The organism is Actinoplanes subglobosus, assembly GCF_042650585.1.
Classification (GTDB): domain Bacteria; phylum Actinomycetota; class Actinomycetes; order Mycobacteriales; family Micromonosporaceae; genus Actinoplanes; species Actinoplanes subglobosus.
Map to the genome: position 1 here is coordinate 579,341 of NZ_JBHSBL010000020.1, position 16,565 is coordinate 595,905.

The window sequence follows — 16,565 nt, forward strand, 5'->3', positions numbered from 1 at the left end:
CGCCCCCTGGCGGGCGGCGGGAGCACCCGGACCGGTGCCGGGTGGGTGCTATGACATCACCATCAGGGCCAGCATCATGCCGTCGTCCTCGTGGATGACGTTGTGGCAGTGCAGCATGTACATGTATTCGTTGTCGGCGTAGTCGGTGAACCGCATCTTGATCACCACGCTGGTTCCGGGGGCCACCTCGATGGTGTCGCGCCAGGCCGTGTTCGCGCCGGTCGGGGCGGAGCCGGCGACGGAGACGATCTGGAACGGTACGTCGTGCAGGTGGAAGTTGTGGTAGATGTTCGTGCTGCTGTTGGTGATCGTCCACTGTTCGACGGCGCCGAGCGTGGTCATCACCGCGTTGGCGTCCATGATGTCCATCGTGGTGCCGGCGATCCCGTTGATCAGCATGCTCGCGCCGCTGTTGCTGAGCGTGAAGGTCCGGGTGGTGGCGTCGGTGGCGTCGATGTCGGTGATCGTGTTGAGCGTGGTCGGCAGGTCGTCCGCGGCCGACGTGGCGGTGCTGCTGACCGACAGCATCGACGCCGTGTAACGGGTGCCGTTCGTCGTGTTGCGGACGGTGGCCTGCAGTTTCACCGCGTCGTCGGAGGCCGTCAGGTCGAGCACGATCTCGGCCCGCTCGCCGGGGCTGATCCGCAGGCTGGTGATCGAGATCGGTTCGACGAGCAGGCCGGCGTCGCTGGCCACCTGGGTGAAGGCCGCGCTGTCCGAGCGGGCGACGGTGATGCTGTCGGTGAGCGAGGCGTTCAGCAGGCGTAGCCGCACCCGGCCGTAGGCGACCTCCAGCGTCGGCGTCTCGTCGGTCGCGCTCATCCCGTTGACCAGGAACTTCAGCGTCGAGGCGGAGGCGGTGAAGTTGTTGTTGGCGGTGGCGAACGCGCCGGCGCTGGTGACCGCCGTCGACTGCAGGATGACCGGGATGTCGTCGGCGCCGTAGTCGTGGGGGAGGGCCGCGTTGGCGTCCGAGCCGTCGTCGATGATCATCATCCCGGCCAGTCCGAGCGCGACCTGCTCGGCGGTGGTGCCGAGGCCGTGCGGGTGGTACCAGAGCGTGCACGCCTCGCCCTGGTTGATCGTGGTCGACGGTGACCAGGTGGCGCCGGCCTCGATGATGTTCTGCGGCCCGCCGTCCGCGGACGGCGCGATGTGCAGCCCGTGCCAGTGGACGGTGGTCTCGTCGTCGAGGCCGTTGGTGATGTCGAAACGGACCGCGTCGCCGTCGCTGAGCAGGATGGTCGGTCCGAGGAAGGTGCCGTTGTAGCCGCCCGTGGCGATCGTCTTGCCACTGACCAGCGTGGTGTTGGTGCCGGTCTGTGCCTGGAGGGTGTAGACCGCGACGCCGTTCTCGTCGGTGGGCGCCAGGATCTCCGGAATGGGCAGGGTGCCGGATGCGGCGGTGGCGAGACTGGTGGCCTCCGGCTCCTCTGTCTCCGCTGCCTCCTCGGCGAACGAGGTGCCGGTGCCGATGCGGGCGAGGGCCGCGATGGCGCCGGCACCGAACGCCCCGGCGAGGATGTGCCGCCGGCTGATCCGGCTCGGACTGCGGTGGGTGTGTGTCATGGACCGAGAGGTTCAATGTGGATCTTGGTAGGACGCTGAGGGAATCCTGGGCGGAACGTGTGTATCTGAGCGTCAGCTGAAAGCGACGAGCCTGCGGCGGGCCTCGATCAGCATGGCCACACCGTCCAGCCACCGGGCGATCCGGGCATCGACCGCCGCATCGCCCGCGGCGAGAGGCCCGGGCGCGTCGGCGAGGACGGGCGGCGTGGGGGAAGCGGTCGGGGCGAGGAGCCATGGCCGTACCAGATGTGTCTGATTTTGATCTGGCATGGGGTCGGCCTGGCCCGCTGCGAAGGCGGCGCCGCCCCGGCGCACCAGTTCGGCCAGGAAGGTCAGCGCGCGTGGGTCGGCGCCGGCGCGCTCGGCCTGTAGCGCGGCCGGCACCAGCGCGTCCGCGAAGCGGCCCGCGTTCAGCAACTCCACCACGTCGTCCTGGATCGCGTCGGCGTCGGTCCGGATCCGCATCAGCTCACCCCGTCCGGGAGCCGCACCGATGCCGGAATGCCGGGCAGGTCGGGATCGCCGTGGCTGATGTCCCCGTCGCTGAACGCCGTCTCGTCGACCCAGTAGGTGTAGCCCCACGGGTTGTAGATCTGCAGCTGATTCCCTTGGTGGCCGATAATCATCATCTGATGGGCCCGGCCGTCGTCTTTGGTGGTGACCGGCACCGGATGCCCGTCGTCGACCGCCGCCTCGATCCGCCGGAGCATGTCGGTGCGGCCGTCGGCGGAGTCCATCACCACGTGGTGATAGGTGGCGCCGGTCCGTGGCCCGAGCTGCTCGGTCGCGATCGTCGCGGACTGCTCGGAGGTCATGCCGTCGGACCCGCGGATCTTCTGGAACAGGTCGCGCCCGTCGTCGTACACCTGCAGTTGCTCGGCCCTCCACCGGTCACGGAAAGCGACCGGATTGTCGTGCGCCGGATCGCCGGGACGCCCGCCGGTGGTCAGCTGGAGCGCGTAGATCGGGTCGACGGCGGCACGGGCGGCGACCGTCGACGCCGCCACACACGTCGGGAGCTGCTCCTGCGACCAGCGCGCCCCGGCACCCAGGTCCGGCCCGGTGGCGTCCATCGTGAACGGGCCGAGCCGCGCGGCCAGCCACGGACCGTCGTCACCGTGCGCCGCGATCAGGCTGTCGAACCGGGCCACCTCGTCCACCGTATAGCCCGCGGCCAGCGCCTTCATCAGATAGGCCCGCTGTTCCGGCGAGACCGCCGAGGTCAGCAGCGCCATCAGGGCCCGCCGGTCGGCGTCGCCGAGCCGGTTCAGCGCCTCGGCCGCCCGCTGCGCCTGCGCCGGGGTGAGCACCCCGAGGTCCGGTGACCGCCAGTCACTACCCGCCTCGGTCAGCACCACCTCGTCGAGCGCGCTCAGCGGCGAGCCGCCCATCCGCCGCCCGCGCGCCTGGGCCGCCTGGTCGAGCAGGTGGGAGACCAGTTCACGGCCCGCTTCGAGGACGGACCGGTGCCCGGTCACCCGGTCGTCGATCGCCCGCACGGCCCGCTCGTGCAGGGCGGCCATCCGGTCGGCGTCGTAGGAGGACGGGTCCGGAAGGTGACCCAGCGTGGTCATCCGCGCGGCTTGCGCCGCGATGTCGGTCAGGTCGTCGGCAGCGGCCAGGTCCGCGGGTCCCCAGCGTTCCACCACGGCGGCGTACGCCGACACTCGCCCCGGAAGAGTGCCGAGCGAGTCCAGCAGCCCGTGGACGGCGGAGTACAGCGCCTCGGCGGCCTCGGTCGCCTCGACCTGGGTGTCACCGGCCCACCCGGCCGCGACACCGCGTTCGCGCAGGTCACCGACCACCTCCGCGGCCCGGGCGGCGATCCGGTGCACGGCCGCGAGATTGCCGGCGATGTCGTCGAGGGTGCCCGGGTCGCCTCCGAAACCGGGCACCTCGGCCCCGGCCCGGCAGCCGGCCGTGAGTTCGTCGGTGCCCCACAGGCCGTACGCGTCCCGGATGTTGCCCTGCTCGTGCCGCAACCGCCGCAGATCGTCGTCGCTCACCGGCGCCCGCCGAGCCGGTGCGCCGCCCGTGCGTCGGCCCGCTCGTAGTCGAGCGCGGTCCGCTCCAGCGCGTCGGCCAGCTCGCGTGCGGCCCGCTCCAGCAGCCGGAACTCCTCCTCGACGGCCGCCGCGAACCGCTGGTAGGCGGCCGCCGTCGTATACCGGTCGAAGGCGGCCGCCACGCCGTACTGCCGCTCGGGAACCCGCACCCGGTCCGCCGCTTTCCGGAGACCCTCGGCCGCGTCATCGCGCAACGCCCGCGCCGCGACCCGCAACTCGTCCGCATCGACCTGCACGGCACGGATCGTAGCGTCCCCACGTATCGATCCGCTTGATAGCGGTTCGGTGTCGGTTCTGGTGATCAGCCTGCCCGCGGCAATACGGTCATCAATGAATGTCGATATTGAAAGGGAGTCACCGATCGGAGGCAGCACATGCGACCGACCACCGTGCCCGTGATGATCGCCGCGCTCACCGCCGTCTCGCTCGCCACCGCCTGTTCCGGCGACGGCGGTGCGGGCAGCGGCAGCGGCGGCGCGTACCCGGATCAGAACATCACCATCGTCGTCCCGTTCAGCGCCGGCGGCCCGACCGACACCGTCACCCGGATGATCGCCGAGCCGATGGCGAAGGCGCTCGGCGGCAAGATCGTCGTCCAGAACGTCGAGGGCGCCGGCGGAACCGTCGCGGCCGGCCAGGTCTCCGCCGCCCAGCCCGACGGATACACCGTGCTCATGCACCACATCGGCATGTCGACGGCGCCCGCCCTCTACAAGGATCTCGGCTACCAGCCGCTCGCGGACTTCGCGACCGTCGGCCTGGTCACCGAGGTGCCGATGACCCTCGTCGCCCGCCCCGGCCTGCCGCCCGCGACCCTCGCCGAGCTCACGGCCTACCTGAAGGCCAACGCGGACAAGGTCACCCTCGCCAACGCCGGGATCGGGGCCGCCTCGCACCTGTGCGGACTGCTCTTCCAGGCGGCGGCCGGTGTGAAACTCCAGGAGGTGCCGTACCAGGGGACCGGCCCGGCGCTGACCGACCTGGTCGGCGGGCAGGTCGACGTGATGTGCGACCAGACCACCAACACCACCGGCCAGATCACCGCGGGCAAGGTCAAGGCGTACGCCGTGACCACCCCGGAACGGGTGAAGAGCCTTCCCGACGTGCCCACCACGACCGAGGCCGGGATGCCACAGCTGCAGGTCAGCGTGTGGCACGGCCTCTACGTCCCGGCCGGTACGCCACCGGAGGTCGTCACGAAGCTGTCCGGCGCACTGGTCACGGCACTCGCCGACCCGGCGGTCATCGACCAGATGGCCAAGCTCGGCACCGCACCGGTGACCGCGGCCGACGCCACTCCGGAGGCGCACCGCGCGCACCTGGAGGAGCAGATCACCACCTGGGCCAAGGTCATCGCCGACGCCGGCGTCCAGGCCTCGTAGATGCGCTCGTATCCGGACCTGCTCGCCGGCGGGATCTTCGTCCTGATCGGCGGCACGTTCGTGGCCGGGTCCCTCGGTTACGACCGGGGGACCCCGCTGCGCATGGGCCCCGGCTATTTCCCGCTGCTGGTCGGCGCGACGGTGGCCGTCCTGGGCCTGGCGATCGTGGTGAAGGGGCTGATCGCCGGTGAGCACATCACGTTCGGGCCGGTGCCCTGGCGCGCGGTCGTGCTGATCGTGTCGGCGGTGGTGTTCTTCGGATTCTTCGTCCGCAGCCTCGGATTCGTGCCGACCGCCCTGGTCACGACACTGCTCACCGCTCTGGCCAGCCGACGGGTACGGCCGCTCACCGCACTGGCCGTGTCGGCCGGCCTGACCACCGCCGCCACCCTGATCTTCATCGTCGGTCTCCAGGTTCGGCTCCCGCTGTGGGGCTGGTGATGGACCTCCTCGACAACCTGGCCCTCGGCTTCTCGACGGCCCTGCTCTGGCAGAACGTCCTCTACTGCTTCGTCGGCGTGCTGCTCGGCACCGCGGTCGGTGTGCTGCCCGGCATCGGGCCGACCGCCACGGTGGCGATGCTGCTGCCCATCACGTTCGGGTTCGAGCCGGTCACCGCGCTGATCATGCTGGCCGGCATCTACTACGGCGCCCAGTACGGCGGCTCCACCACCGCCATCCTGATCAACCTGCCCGGTGAGTCGTCGGCCGCGGTCACCGCGCTCGACGGCCACGCCATGGCACGCCAGGGCCGGGCCGGTCCCGCGCTGGCCGCCGCCGCGATCGGCTCGTTCTTCGCCGGCACCGTCGCGACCGTCGCACTGGCGGTCGCCGCCCCGCCGCTGGCCGCCGTGGCGCTGCGGTTCGGCCCGGCCGACTACTTCGCGCTCGTGCTCTTCGGCCTGATCGTGTCGATCGCCCTGGCCCGCGGCTCGGCACTGAAGGCCCTCGCGATGATCGCGCTCGGCATCCTGCTCGGCACCGTCGGCCAGGACATCTACACCGGCACGCCCCGGTTCGTGCTCGGGCAGCGCGAACTCTACGGCGGCATCGACTTCGTGTCGGTCGCCGTCGGCATGTTCGGCATCGCCGAGATCCTGCGCAACCTGGAGAACGAGCGCGACCGCCCGGCGCTGCTCGGCACGGTCGCGAACCTGTGGCCGACGCGGCAGGACCGGCGCCGGATCCTCGGTCCGATCCTGCGGGGTACGGGACTCGGCGCCGCCCTCGGCGTACTGCCCGGAGGTGGTCACGTGCTGGCCTCGTTCACCTCGTACGCCGTGGAGAAGCGGGTCTCGCGGCGGCGTGACGAGTTCGGGCACGGGGCGATCGAGGGAGTGGCCGGGCCCGAGTCGGCGAACAACGCGGCGGCCCAGACCTCGTTCATCCCGCTGCTCACCCTCGGGCTGCCCGCCCACCCGGTGATGGCGCTGATGGTCGGTGCGTTCATCGTGCACGGCATCACGCCCGGGCCGAACGTCATCAACGACGAGCCGGCGCTGTTCTGGGGCCTGATCGCGTCGATGTGGATCGGGAACGTGCTGCTCGTACTCCTCAATCTGCCGTTGATCGGCATCTGGGTGCGGATGCTGCGGATCCCCTACCAGGTGCTGTTCCCGATGATCGTGCTCTTCGCGGTGATCGGGACGTACTCGCTGAGCTCCAACCCCTTCGACGTGTACGCGATCGCGTTCTTCGGCGTCCTCGGCTACGTGCTGATCAAGTGCGGGTGCGAGCCGGCGCCACTGCTGCTCGGCTTCGTCCTCGGGCCGCTGCTGGAGGAGAACCTGCGGCGGGCGCTGATCATCTCGCGTGGTGACCCGACGGTTTTCCTCACCCGGCCGATCTCGGCGGGGCTGCTGTTCCTGGCGCTGGCGGCGCTGGTCGTGACCGCCCTCCCGATGATCCGCCGGAGGCGGGAGGAGGTGTTCGCCGAGGAGGAGTAGGTCGTCGCGGCGAAACGGGATCGTCCCAACGTAGACGTATTGGCGTGCGCGCCCTACAGTGTGCGCACGCATCAAACGAGGGGGACCCGTGACAGAGCCACCGCCAGAACAGCGAAAGCCGTTGCCGGAGGAGACGACCACGCCACATCTGCTGGTCATGCCGTCGACCGACGCGATTCCGTCGATCGTCTGGCCCGGGCCGGACGGTGCGCCGGCGTGGGCGATTCCGGTGCAGATTCCTTCTGGTACGCGGGGGTACGCGCTGTTCGTACCCATGGTCCCGGTTGCACCGTCTCCGGAGGACGGCCCGGCGCCGGCCGTATCATCGTCCGCCGCGCTGACCTCGCCGCCGTCGGGTGTGTCGTCGCCCGCGCCGTCGCCAGCGGTGACTCCGGCCGGGCCTGCCGCCGCTTCTCCGGCCGCGTCTGCTGCGGTCTCTCCGGCCGCGTCTGCTGCGGCCTCTCCGGCCGCTTCTCCGGCGGCTTCCGCGTCCGCGGACCCGAAGCCGGAAGTGCCGAAGGGTGAATCTGACGATATTTCGGATGAATCCGGCAGTGCGGGTCAGGTGAACTCGGCCCCGGCCGTCGCGGGAGCGGCCGGCAAGAGCACGCCGCCGGCCGCCGCACCGACCACCGGCGCCCCGGGCGTGGTCGCCGCGCCGGGCCCAGCCCCTGGCGCGGGTGTGACGCCGCCTCAGGACGCGGCGCCGGAGCGGCCCGTGCAGGTCACGCCGATGTCGCCGCAGCGGATGAACGCGTTCGGGCCCTACGAACCGCTGCCGCCGACGAAGTGGCAGCAGTTCAAGGACAAGCACTGGCCCGGCCCGAAGGCGGTGCAGGGACGTGCGGTCCCCGCCGGTGTGCTGGCCGGTGCCCTCGGCTTCGCGGTCTTCCTGCCGCTCGACCGGGTCGGCATCGGCTGGTTCCTGGCCGCGCTGGCGCTGGTGGCGGGTGTGGTGACGGCGGTTCGCCGGTCCGCCGCGATGTCCCGGACCGACCGCTGGACCCGGATCGTGTGGACGGTGTCGGCGCTGGCGCTGCTGCTGATCCCGGCGTTCCGCAACGCGTGGTGGCTGGTGACGTTCAGCGTGATCGGCGCGCTCGGCTGCGCGGCCCTGGCGATCGTCGGCGGCAGGCAGGTACGGTCGATCCTGTTCAGCCTGTTCGCGGCCCCGTACGCGGCGCTGCGCGGCCTCCCCTGGGTGCGCAGCCACCTGCAGGGGAGCGGCAACACCGGGATGGCCCGGCGGGTGGTCTTCTCGGCCGTATTGACGCTGGTGATCCTGATCGTCTTCGGCGGTCTGCTGTCCTCGGCGGACGTCGCGTTCTCGGCGATCCTCGACGACGTGGTGCCGGACTTCCAGGTCGGCACACTCTTCCAGTGGGTCTTCCTGGCGGCCCTCGGTGGCCTGCTCGCGGTCTCCGGTGTCTACACGCTGTCGGCGCCGCCGTCGACGTCCGGCCTGGACACTCCGGGCCGCGGCCGGTTCGGGCTGGTCGAGTGGGCACCGGCCTGCTTCGCGCTGGTGCTGCTGTTCGGCGGGTTCGTGGCGGTCCAGTTCACCGTGCTGTTCGGTGGTGCCCGGCACGTGCTGGAGACGTCCGGCCTGAGCTACGCCGAGTACGCCCGGAGCGGCTTCTGGCAGCTGGTGGCGGTCACGCTGCTCTCGCTGGGCGTGCTGGCGGCCCTGGCGCGCTGGGCGAAACGGGAGGAGAAGGGCGAGCGGGTCCTGCTGCGTGTCCTGCTCGGCCTGCTCTGCGCCCTGAGCGTGGTGATCGTCGCCTCGGCGCTGTCGCGCATGTGGGCGTACCAGCGGGTCTACAGCTTCACCGGTGAGCGGATCTTCGTGATGTCGCTGGAGCTGCTGCTCGGTACGGTGTTCGTGCTGATCGCGGTGGCCGGCATCCGCTGGCGCGGCCGGTGGATCCCGCAGGCGACCGTGGGCCTGGCCGTGGTGATGCTGCTGGGCCTGGCGGTGCTGGACCCGGAGGGTTACGTGGCCAGCCGCAACGCCATCCGCTACGAGGCGACCGGCAAGATCGACGCCTGGTACCTGCGCGCGCTGTCGGCCGACGCGACGCCGGCGCTCACCCACCTGCCCGACCCGGTGCGCCGCTGCACGCTGAGCTGGATCGCCGAGGATCTGCGGGAGCCCGACCCCTGGTACGCCTGGAACCTGGGCCGTGCCCGGGCTCGCGAGGCCCTGAAGAGCCTGGGCAGTGGCGCGATCGGCAATCAGAAGGACTGCCGCCGCGCCGACCAGTACGACCTGCCGAAGACGCGCCGCTGAGACCGGGCGGGCCCGGTCCCCGTCACGCCACGGGGGCCGGGCCGCGCCGGAGCACGCGCCGGACGGTGCCGGCCGCCCACCGGAAGAAGCGGTCCGGCAGGAACACCGCGTCCGCCAGGATCATCACGATCGAGAAGATCGGCAGGGCGATCAGGACGGCGATGCCGATGTGCATGCCGATCAGGACCGTCAGCACCACGTACTTCAGCTTGCTGAACAGGCTGAACGGGAAGGCGACCTGCGCCAGCACGGTCACATAGCAGGCGATTCCGAGCATCATGTGGTGGCCGAGCACGAGGTCGGACAGGGCGGGCCACGGCCGGAACAGCTCCTGCTGCAGCACGTAGTTCAGGGCGGTTCCGTCGCCCCACTTGTCACCCTGGACCTTGAAGAGGCCGGCCGACCCGTACAGGACGCACATCTGGGCCATGATCACGAGCATGGCGAAGTTGTGCACGACCGTCGCGGTGAACCCGCGGAAGCCCGTGGCGGGAGTGGCCCGGCGCGCGTCGAGGGACCACTTCCGCCCGCACGCCGTGAACATCAGGTAGATGACCATGATGGACATCAGGTTGTCGCCGCCGTCGCTCATCAGCACGCTGCGCGCGTAGAACGAGCCCACCGTGATCGCGAACAGGATCGACGTGACCCGGGTACGCCAGCCGAGCGTGAACAGCACACTGACCAGGACAGCCACGGCGTAGCAGGTCTCGAACCAGGCCGGGTCGTCGGACAACGTGAGAGCGCTGAACCAGCCGATGTCAGCGAACATGGACCGCGCCAGCTCGGGTGCCCACGGTGACTCCGGGCCCCAGATCATGTGCCGGTTCGGGAACTCCCGTACCAGGATGAGCAGGAAGGTCAGGCCGAAGCCGATCCGCAGGAACGCCGCGGCGTAGAGCGACAACGGCTGTTCGGTCAGCCGCCGGTACACGGAGTCGAAGTAGGACGACGGCCGGGGCCGGGGCCGGTCCGGGACCGGCCCAGGCGCGATCCGGGGCGACTGGTCAACTGCCATCGGAGGTCACCTTCCACCAGGGCAGGGTCCGGGTATAGGGCGGGGCCGGGCCGGTCTGCGGCGCGCCGCCGGGATCCTCCATCGTGATCTCCGGCTGGACGACCTTGATCCTGATCACCTCGAACGGTTGCCGCGGGTCGATCTCGGCGAGCCGCTGTGCGGCGATGTTGCGCAGGTAATCGGCCCGGATCCGCGACTGGTCGTCGTACGACACGTCGTCCTCGCCGTGCTCCGACTGGTAGGCGATCCAGGCCCGGAGGAGCATCGTATGGTTCGTCCGGCTGGGGTACGGGTTGTGGCTGACCGCCTCACGGTCGGCGGCGGAGATGTCGACCCAGTCGCTCATGGCCTGGCCGCCGTCCGCCGTGGTCCAGCCGGTCCGCGCGTAGATCTGCAGCTGGTCGGGGCTCGGGTTCGGGGCGAAGAGCAGCCAGTTCTGCTCGAAGAACGGCGAGATCCACGCGGTGATCTGCTTCTCGTAGCGCTGGGAGACCGGGTTCGACGGCGCCACGTGCAGGAACACCATCGTCATGTGGGTGAGCGCCGCGGCGGCGCACAGGCCGACGACGGCACCCCTGGCCACCCGTAGTTGTCCGAACCGTTGCCGCACGCGGAATTCCGCCTTCCCTGGGACAGTCGACCGACTTTTCAAAGGCGGCGTGCCGGTCACATCCGGTCGCGCTGCGCCTGCGGGAGTGAGCACGCCGGGGTGCCGCCGGGCAGCATGTGGCGGTGCTCCGACACCCAGCGGTAGATCGGCCAGGCCACCAGTCGCACCGGGCCCCACCCGAGCGTGGCCCCGGCCACCCGCCACATCCGGCCGGCGTCCCGCAGCAGCAGTGCGAACGCGTCCGGCCCGGAAGCCCGGCGGTCACCGACCCACTGCACCGCCTCCTCGCACTGGTCGGTGGTGAGCCCCAGCGCGCCCAGGTCGGCGAACTGCCACGGGACGAGCCGGGCGCGGGTCGGGATCCGGCGCTCGATGAACTGGGCGCAGCTGGTGCAGAACGCGCAGTCGCCGTCGTAGACGAAGGTCGGCGTGGTCATGATGCGAGTTTCATCCCTTCAGTCCGCGTCGGGGCACGGGCGCCGCCGCGAGGAACAACGACGACCGCTGCCCGGGGGATTCGCCGGCGTGCGGACTACCCCTAAGGTCGGTGGCGTGACGACGGAGTACGGCCTGGGCATCGACATCGGACCGGGTGGCACGGTGGTGGTCCACGACCTCGGCGGCGCGACCTTCGACGTGGCGGTGCTGCGCCGTGAGGGCGCCGGGTTCGTGCTGCTCGGCACTCCCGGGAGCGTGGCCGGATTGGCCGGGTCGGCGTTCGACGAGGCGGTCCTCACGCACGTGCTGGGGCGCCTCGACGGCGGCGTCGACCGGGCCGATCCGGAGACGGCGGCGGCTCTGGCCCGGCTGCGGCGCGACTGTGTGGAGGCCAAGGAGGCGCTGTCGTCGGACACCGAGGTGTCGATATCGGTGGCGCTGCCGGGGCGGCACGCGCGGGTGCGGCTGAGCCGGGCCGAGTTCGAGACGATGATCGCGCCGCTGGTGCGGGCCACGGTGGAGGTGACCCGGCAGGCGCTGCGGTCGGCCGGTGTCGCGCCCGGTGCGCTCGACGCGGTGCTGGCGACCGGCGGCTCGGCACGGATTCCGATGATCGCGCGGGTGCTGGCGGAGGAGTTCGGCCGCCCGGTGGTGGTTGCCGCGGACCCCGGGCGCCGTGCCGCGATCGGTGCCGCGTGGACGGCGGCCGTCGCCACGCCGGCCGCGCCGGCCTGGGGGCCGCCGGTCCCGGCCCGGCAGGACGAGTTCACCGATCTGCGTACCCCCGCCGATCCCTGGTCCGCGGCCGAGGCCGCCGAAGCCGCCGCCGCGGACGCCGAGGCCGCCGCGGTGACCACCACCCCGATCGTCCCCGCGCCGCGGGTCCCGGCCGAGGCCGGGACGAGTACCCATGTCATCGCCCCGCCGGCCGCGCCGGGCCGGGCCGCCGCCGGCCGGAAGCGCCGTGGCGCTGCCGTGGCGGCCGGTGCCGCCGTCCTGGTCCTGGCCGCGGGGGGCGGCGTCGGCCTGTCCTACCTGTTCGACCGGGACACGACGGAGGCCGAGGCCGGCCCGAAGGCGTCCGCCTCCACCGAGGTGTCGGCGGTTCCCGCGGACGGTCCACCCACCGCCGTCCTGCTGATCCGCGCCGACGTCGGTGCCGCGATGTCCGACAGGGACTGGAAGCCGAAGATCCAGTTCTTCGCGCCGGGCGAGACCACACGGCAGGACCTGGCCGGCACTCAGCCCGGTGACGTGCTGCCCCGCTGGTCGTTCGACCGCAAGCAGATCGCGCTGACCCACCGTTCCGGCGACGATCGCTCGATCCACGTGATGAACGCCGACGGCAGCGCCCGCCGCATACTCGTCGACGGGGTGGCCGGCGGCCGGGTCGCCTGGTCCGCCGACGGTACGAGACTCGCCTTCGTCAAGCCGGTCGACGGGGTGAACCAGCTCTTCGTCATCCCCGTCACCGGCGGCACGCCGACCCAGCTGACCAGGTCGAAGAACCCCAAGGACGATCCGGTCTGGTCCCCTGACGGCAGGTCGGTCATCTACTGGGCGGAGGCCGGGAACGTCCGGTCCATCTACGAGCTGAACGTCGCCGTCCCGTCGGAGCCGGGCCGCCGGATCACCAGGGCCTCCGACGGCGACGCGGTCGACCCGGCCGTCTCCCCGGACGGGCGCAGCATCCTCTACACCCGCCAGGCCAAGGCCGACGACAACACCGACATCTGGCTGATCGCCACGACCGGTGACAGCCCGGCCCGTCCGGTCGTCGAGACGCCGGAGCGCGAGATGGACCCGAGCTGGGCGCCGGACAACGACTGGTTCGCCTTCGTCCGCGGCGACCTGGACCACCCGAGGGTCGTGATCAAGCGACGCGACGGCACCGGCGAGCAGGCGCTGACCACGGGCAACGCCCGCGAGGGTCACCCCTGCTGGTTCTGAAGCGGCGCGGCGGCGCCGAGTGCGGCCGACACCTCGCGCGCCGCGGCGATCACCTCCGATGCCCGGGCCTCCAGCCCGGGCATGTCCATGTCGAGGGCCAGGGTGGAGACCGAGATGCCGCCGAGGACCCGGCCGGTGTGGTCGAAGACGGCCGCCCCCACGCAGCGGATGCCCGGCTCGTTCTCCTCGTCGTCGATCGCGTAACCGAGGGCCCGCACCCGGGCCAGGTGGGTCAGCAGGTCCTCCTCGCTGACCAGGGTCCGGGCTGTGCGCTGCGGGAGCCCGGTGCGCCGGCAGATCGCCAGCACCTCGGCGTCGCTGAGCTCGGCGAGGATCGCCTTGCCGATCGCCGTCGTGTGCAGGGCCAGGCTCATCCCGACACGCGACGGCATCTGGTAGGGCCGGCGGCCCTCCTGCTTGTCGACGTAGACCGCCTCGTCGACGCTGCGGATCGCGAAGTGCGTGGTGAAACCGGTGGCCTCGCAGAGGGCGTGCAGCGCTGCGGACGCCTGCCGGGCCGGGTCGAACCGGTACATCACCCGCCCGGCGAGGGTGAGGATCCGCGGGCCGGGCTCGTAGCTGCCGAGACCGTCGGGACGGGCGAAGCCCCACGTGACCAGTGCCTGCAGGATGCGGTGCACTGTCGACTTGGAGACGCCCGTCGCCGCGGCGATGTCGGTGACGCGGTGGTGCTCGGCGAGGGCCTCGAGCACCGCCAGCGTCTTGTCGATGGAGCTGCCTTCCCTGACCACCGGATCAGCCTACTGGGCGCTGATCGGCTCCGGCTCCTGCGCGGGATCGTCGTCCAGTGAGTCGATCATGGCGTCCCGCTCGGCCGTGCGCTCCGGCTTGAGCAGGCCGATCGCCACGTAGAGGACCAGGGACGTGACCAGCGGGACGCCGACCACCATGGTCTGGCTGGTCTCCTCCAGCACCCACTTCACCACGACCCAGACGCTCAGGCCGGCCGCCCAGGACACCAGCGCCGCCGTCGGGCCGCTGCGCCGGAACCAGGGCAGCAGACCGAGCATCAGCGGGATCGAGATCGGGCCCATCGTCGCGGCGACCAGGTCGACCACGATCTTCAGGACCACGCCCTGGCCCTCGGTGCTGATCGCGATGACCATGCTGATCACCACGAAGGTGAACGTGGTGATCCGGGCGAAGGTCAGCTCGGCCCGCTCGCTGAGGTTGCGCACCGCCCGGACCAGCACCGGCGCGATGTCCCGGGTGACCACCGACGAGATCACGTTGGCGTCCGACGACACCATCGCCATGGTGTGCGAGAAGAACCCGGCGAGTACCAGCCCGATCACGCCCGGCGGCAGGAGGGTCTTCGCCAGCTCGACGTAGGCCTGCTCGGCGTTGGCCAGCCCCGGCACGATCAGCGGCGCCGCGAACATCGGCAGGAACAGGATCAGCGGCCAGATCAGCCACAACCCGCTGGACAGCAGGGCGGACCGTTTCGCCGCCGATCCGGACGGCGCGGCCATGTAGCGCTGCGCCAGGTTCCACATGCCGCCGTTGTACTCGAACGTCTTGATGAAGAGCAGGGCCAGGAAGAACGTCATCGTGTACGGCCCACTGAACGGATCGCCGTGCCCGGCCGGCAGGTCGTCCCACATGGTCCAGAGCGCCGGGACGCCGCCGAGGTGATTGAGGAACGCGATGAACATGGCGACGCCGGCGAAGCCCTGGATGACGAACTGCCCGAAGTCGGTGAGCACGTCCGCCCAGAGCCCGCCGAGGGTGATGTAGACGAGCGTGACGGCGCCGGTGATCAGGATGCCCCAGAGGATCGGCACGCCGGCGAAGCCCCGCAGCAGCACCGAGATGGCCACCCACTTGGCCGCGATGTCGACGACCTTGAGCAGCGCGCCGCTGTAGGCCAGGGCCTGCTGGGTGGGCAGGTTGTAGCGGCGGGCCAGGTACTCCAGCGGGGACGCGACCCCGTGCTTGGAGCGCAGCCGGTTCCAGCGGGCGGCGAAGACGAAGGCGCCGATACCGACGCCGAGCCCGATCGTGAGGGCCCACCAGACGTACATGGCCAGGCCGTAGTTGTAGGCGACAGCCGCGAAGGCCACGAACATGACCGCGCTGTAGCCGGACATGTGATGCGAGATGCCGGACAGCCACCAGGGGATCCGGCCCCGTGCGGTGAAGAAGTCGGCGACGTTGTGGACGCGGCTCTTGGCCCACAGGCCGATGCCGACCATCACCAGGAAGTATCCGCTGAGTATCGCCCAGTCGAGCGCGGTCACGTGAGCTCCCCTCCGGTGCACGAAGCGCGTTACAGGGATGTTTCGTCGACCGGATGTTCTGCTACATGGAACGCCTTGTCAATACATGGAACGCAGTGATGGCAATCTATGAAAGAAGGGCTGGGGTCTTGTGTGCGAATGGTAAGACTGGTTATCTGTTAACCGTCTTGCCGATTCCCCCCACCGGTAACGAGGTCATCCCCCATGCAGCGACGCACCGTGCTCGCGATCTCCCTGTCCACCGCCGCGGCCGGCGCCCTCGGCGCCCTCGGCATCAGCAGCGCCTCCGCCGCGGCGCTCGACCCGGCCCTGCCGCCGGGCGGCAACTTCGATCTCTCGGTCTGGTCGCTCCAGCTGCCGACCGGCTCGCCCGGCAGCCCCGACACGATCTCCCCGGCACAGCTCAAGGGCGTGAACGGCTACCGCAACCCGTCCTTCTTCTGGACCGATGCCAACGACGGCTCGATGACGTTCTGGGCGCCGGAGAAGGGTGTGACCACGCCGAACTCGAAGTACGCCCGGTCCGAGCTGCGCGAGATGAACGCCAACGGCAGCGCCGCGAACTGGACGCTGGCCGGCAACCACACGCTCAGCGCGCAGCTGCGCATCGTGTCGGTGACGAAGAACGTCGCCGTCGGGCAGGTCAAACTCGGCACGGGCGGCACGTCCACCAAGCCCCTGGCCGAGCTCTACTACCGCCCGAACGGCGACATCTACTTCGGCACGCAGAACTCACCCGACGCCAGCGGCCAGACCCTCCACAAGGTCGGCACCGTGGCGCTCGGTGTGAAATGGACCTACGTCATCAACGTCAACGGCAACCGGATCAACCTCACCATCAACGGTACGACCACCGCGTACACGATCCCGTCGGCCTTCAACCCCTACCGTCAGTACTTCAAGGCCGGCTCCTACAACCAGTCGTCCTCGGAGAGCACCACCAACGGCGCGAAGGTGAAGTTCTACAGCCTCACCGTGAAGCACGCCTGACCTCGGTCCTCAGGCGGGAGGGCCTCAGGCGGACGCCGACGGTGA

Annotated in this window: 15 protein-coding genes; 6 read left to right on the forward strand and 9 right to left on the reverse strand. The window is 70.7% G+C overall.

Annotation, left to right across the window (positions count from 1 at the left end; translation table 11 throughout):
• Positions 1-48: 48 nt before the first annotated feature.
• From ACFO0C_RS31805 to ACFO0C_RS31820, 4 genes are all read right to left on the reverse strand, one after another.
• Positions 49-1,569: a multicopper oxidase family protein gene (locus tag ACFO0C_RS31805; protein WP_378070410.1), complete on the reverse strand. Its 1,521-nt coding sequence runs from the start codon at positions 1,567-1,569 to the stop codon at positions 49-51.
• A gap of 72 nt (positions 1,570-1,641) precedes the next feature.
• Positions 1,642-2,034, reverse strand: coding sequence for a hypothetical protein (locus ACFO0C_RS31810; RefSeq protein WP_378070411.1), 393 nt, complete (start codon positions 2,032-2,034; stop codon positions 1,642-1,644).
• Positions 2,034-3,575 carry a hypothetical protein gene (locus ACFO0C_RS31815; RefSeq protein ID WP_378070412.1) on the reverse strand — a complete coding sequence of 514 codons (1,542 nt, stop codon included), beginning with the start codon at positions 3,573-3,575 and terminating at the stop codon, positions 2,034-2,036. The genes ACFO0C_RS31810 and ACFO0C_RS31815 overlap by 1 nt, the downstream gene beginning before the upstream one ends.
• Positions 3,572-3,871, reverse strand: coding sequence for a hypothetical protein (locus tag ACFO0C_RS31820; RefSeq protein WP_378070413.1), 300 nt, complete (start codon positions 3,869-3,871; stop codon positions 3,572-3,574). The genes ACFO0C_RS31815 and ACFO0C_RS31820 overlap by 4 nt, the downstream gene beginning before the upstream one ends.
• 138 nt (positions 3,872-4,009) lie before the next feature.
• On the opposite strand from ACFO0C_RS31820, the gene ACFO0C_RS31825 reads away from it, so the two are divergent.
• The 4 genes from ACFO0C_RS31825 (at position 4,010) to ACFO0C_RS31840 (ending at position 9,253) form a co-directional block, all read left to right on the forward strand.
• Positions 4,010-5,017, forward strand: coding sequence for a tripartite tricarboxylate transporter substrate-binding protein (locus ACFO0C_RS31825; RefSeq protein WP_378070414.1), 1,008 nt, complete (start codon positions 4,010-4,012; stop codon positions 5,015-5,017).
• A complete protein-coding gene (locus ACFO0C_RS31830; RefSeq protein ID WP_378070415.1) occupies positions 5,018-5,458 on the forward strand; it encodes a tripartite tricarboxylate transporter TctB family protein in 441 nt (146 codons plus the stop codon).
• Positions 5,458-6,963, forward strand: coding sequence for a tripartite tricarboxylate transporter permease (locus ACFO0C_RS31835; RefSeq protein WP_378070416.1), 1,506 nt, complete (start codon positions 5,458-5,460; stop codon positions 6,961-6,963). Before ACFO0C_RS31830 ends, ACFO0C_RS31835 begins: the two co-directional genes overlap by 1 nt.
• Before the next feature lie 565 nt (positions 6,964-7,528).
• Positions 7,529-9,253 carry a DUF4153 domain-containing protein gene (locus tag ACFO0C_RS31840; protein ID WP_378070417.1) on the forward strand — a complete coding sequence of 575 codons (1,725 nt, stop codon included), beginning with the start codon at positions 7,529-7,531 and terminating at the stop codon, positions 9,251-9,253.
• 22 nt (positions 9,254-9,275) lie between these two features.
• Here ACFO0C_RS31840 and ACFO0C_RS31845 read toward each other — a convergent pair whose 3' ends face one another.
• Genes ACFO0C_RS31845 through ACFO0C_RS31855 form a run of 3 tightly spaced genes read right to left on the reverse strand, consistent with a single transcriptional unit; the run spans position 9,276 to position 11,318 of the window.
• Entirely contained in the window at positions 9,276-10,271 is a 996-nt protein-coding gene (locus tag ACFO0C_RS31845; protein WP_378070418.1) for an HTTM domain-containing protein, read from the reverse strand.
• Positions 10,261-10,881: a DUF5819 family protein gene (locus tag ACFO0C_RS31850; protein ID WP_378070419.1), complete on the reverse strand. Its 621-nt coding sequence runs from the start codon at positions 10,879-10,881 to the stop codon at positions 10,261-10,263. The genes ACFO0C_RS31845 and ACFO0C_RS31850 overlap by 11 nt, the downstream gene beginning before the upstream one ends.
• A gap of 56 nt (positions 10,882-10,937) precedes the next feature.
• Positions 10,938-11,318, reverse strand: a complete 381-nt coding sequence (locus ACFO0C_RS31855) for a thiol-disulfide oxidoreductase DCC family protein (RefSeq protein WP_378070420.1) — start codon at positions 11,316-11,318, stop codon at positions 10,938-10,940.
• A gap of 115 nt (positions 11,319-11,433) precedes the next feature.
• On the opposite strand from ACFO0C_RS31855, the gene ACFO0C_RS31860 reads away from it, so the two are divergent.
• Positions 11,434-13,269, forward strand: a complete 1,836-nt coding sequence (locus ACFO0C_RS31860) for an Hsp70 family protein (RefSeq protein ID WP_378070421.1) — start codon at positions 11,434-11,436, stop codon at positions 13,267-13,269.
• Here ACFO0C_RS31860 and ACFO0C_RS31865 read toward each other — a convergent pair.
• Entirely contained in the window at positions 13,251-14,021 is a 771-nt protein-coding gene (locus ACFO0C_RS31865; protein ID WP_378070422.1) for an IclR family transcriptional regulator, read from the reverse strand. The two genes, ACFO0C_RS31860 and ACFO0C_RS31865, sit on opposite strands and share 19 nt — an antisense overlap.
• A 9-nt stretch (positions 14,022-14,030) precedes the next feature.
• Complete coding sequence (locus ACFO0C_RS31870) at positions 14,031-15,530, reverse strand: sodium:solute symporter family protein (RefSeq protein ID WP_378070423.1); 1,500 nt, start codon at positions 15,528-15,530, stop codon at positions 14,031-14,033.
• A gap of 204 nt (positions 15,531-15,734) precedes the next feature.
• On the opposite strand from ACFO0C_RS31870, the gene ACFO0C_RS31875 reads away from it, so the two are divergent.
• Complete coding sequence (locus tag ACFO0C_RS31875; protein WP_378070424.1) at positions 15,735-16,520, forward strand: polysaccharide lyase family 7 protein; 786 nt, start codon at positions 15,735-15,737, stop codon at positions 16,518-16,520.
• Positions 16,521-16,565: the final 45 nt, after the last annotated feature.

Bases quoted from the DNA above. Each gene is read 5' to 3' on its own strand.
- ACFO0C_RS31805 (WP_378070410.1), bottom strand. From the start codon at position 1,569: ATGACACACACCCACCGCAGTCCGAGCCGGATCAGCCGGCGGCACATC.
- ACFO0C_RS31810 (WP_378070411.1), bottom strand. From the start codon at position 2,034: ATGCGGATCCGGACCGACGCCGACGCGATCCAGGACGACGTGGTGGAG.
- ACFO0C_RS31825 (WP_378070414.1), top strand. From the start codon at position 4,010: ATGCGACCGACCACCGTGCCCGTGATGATCGCCGCGCTCACCGCCGTC.
- ACFO0C_RS31830 (WP_378070415.1), top strand. From the start codon at position 5,018: ATGCGCTCGTATCCGGACCTGCTCGCCGGCGGGATCTTCGTCCTGATC.
- ACFO0C_RS31835 (WP_378070416.1), top strand. From the start codon at position 5,458: ATGGACCTCCTCGACAACCTGGCCCTCGGCTTCTCGACGGCCCTGCTC.
- ACFO0C_RS31845 (WP_378070418.1), bottom strand. From the start codon at position 10,271: ATGGCAGTTGACCAGTCGCCCCGGATCGCGCCTGGGCCGGTCCCGGAC.
- ACFO0C_RS31855 (WP_378070420.1), bottom strand. From the start codon at position 11,318: ATGACCACGCCGACCTTCGTCTACGACGGCGACTGCGCGTTCTGCACC.
- ACFO0C_RS31875 (WP_378070424.1), top strand. From the start codon at position 15,735: ATGCAGCGACGCACCGTGCTCGCGATCTCCCTGTCCACCGCCGCGGCC.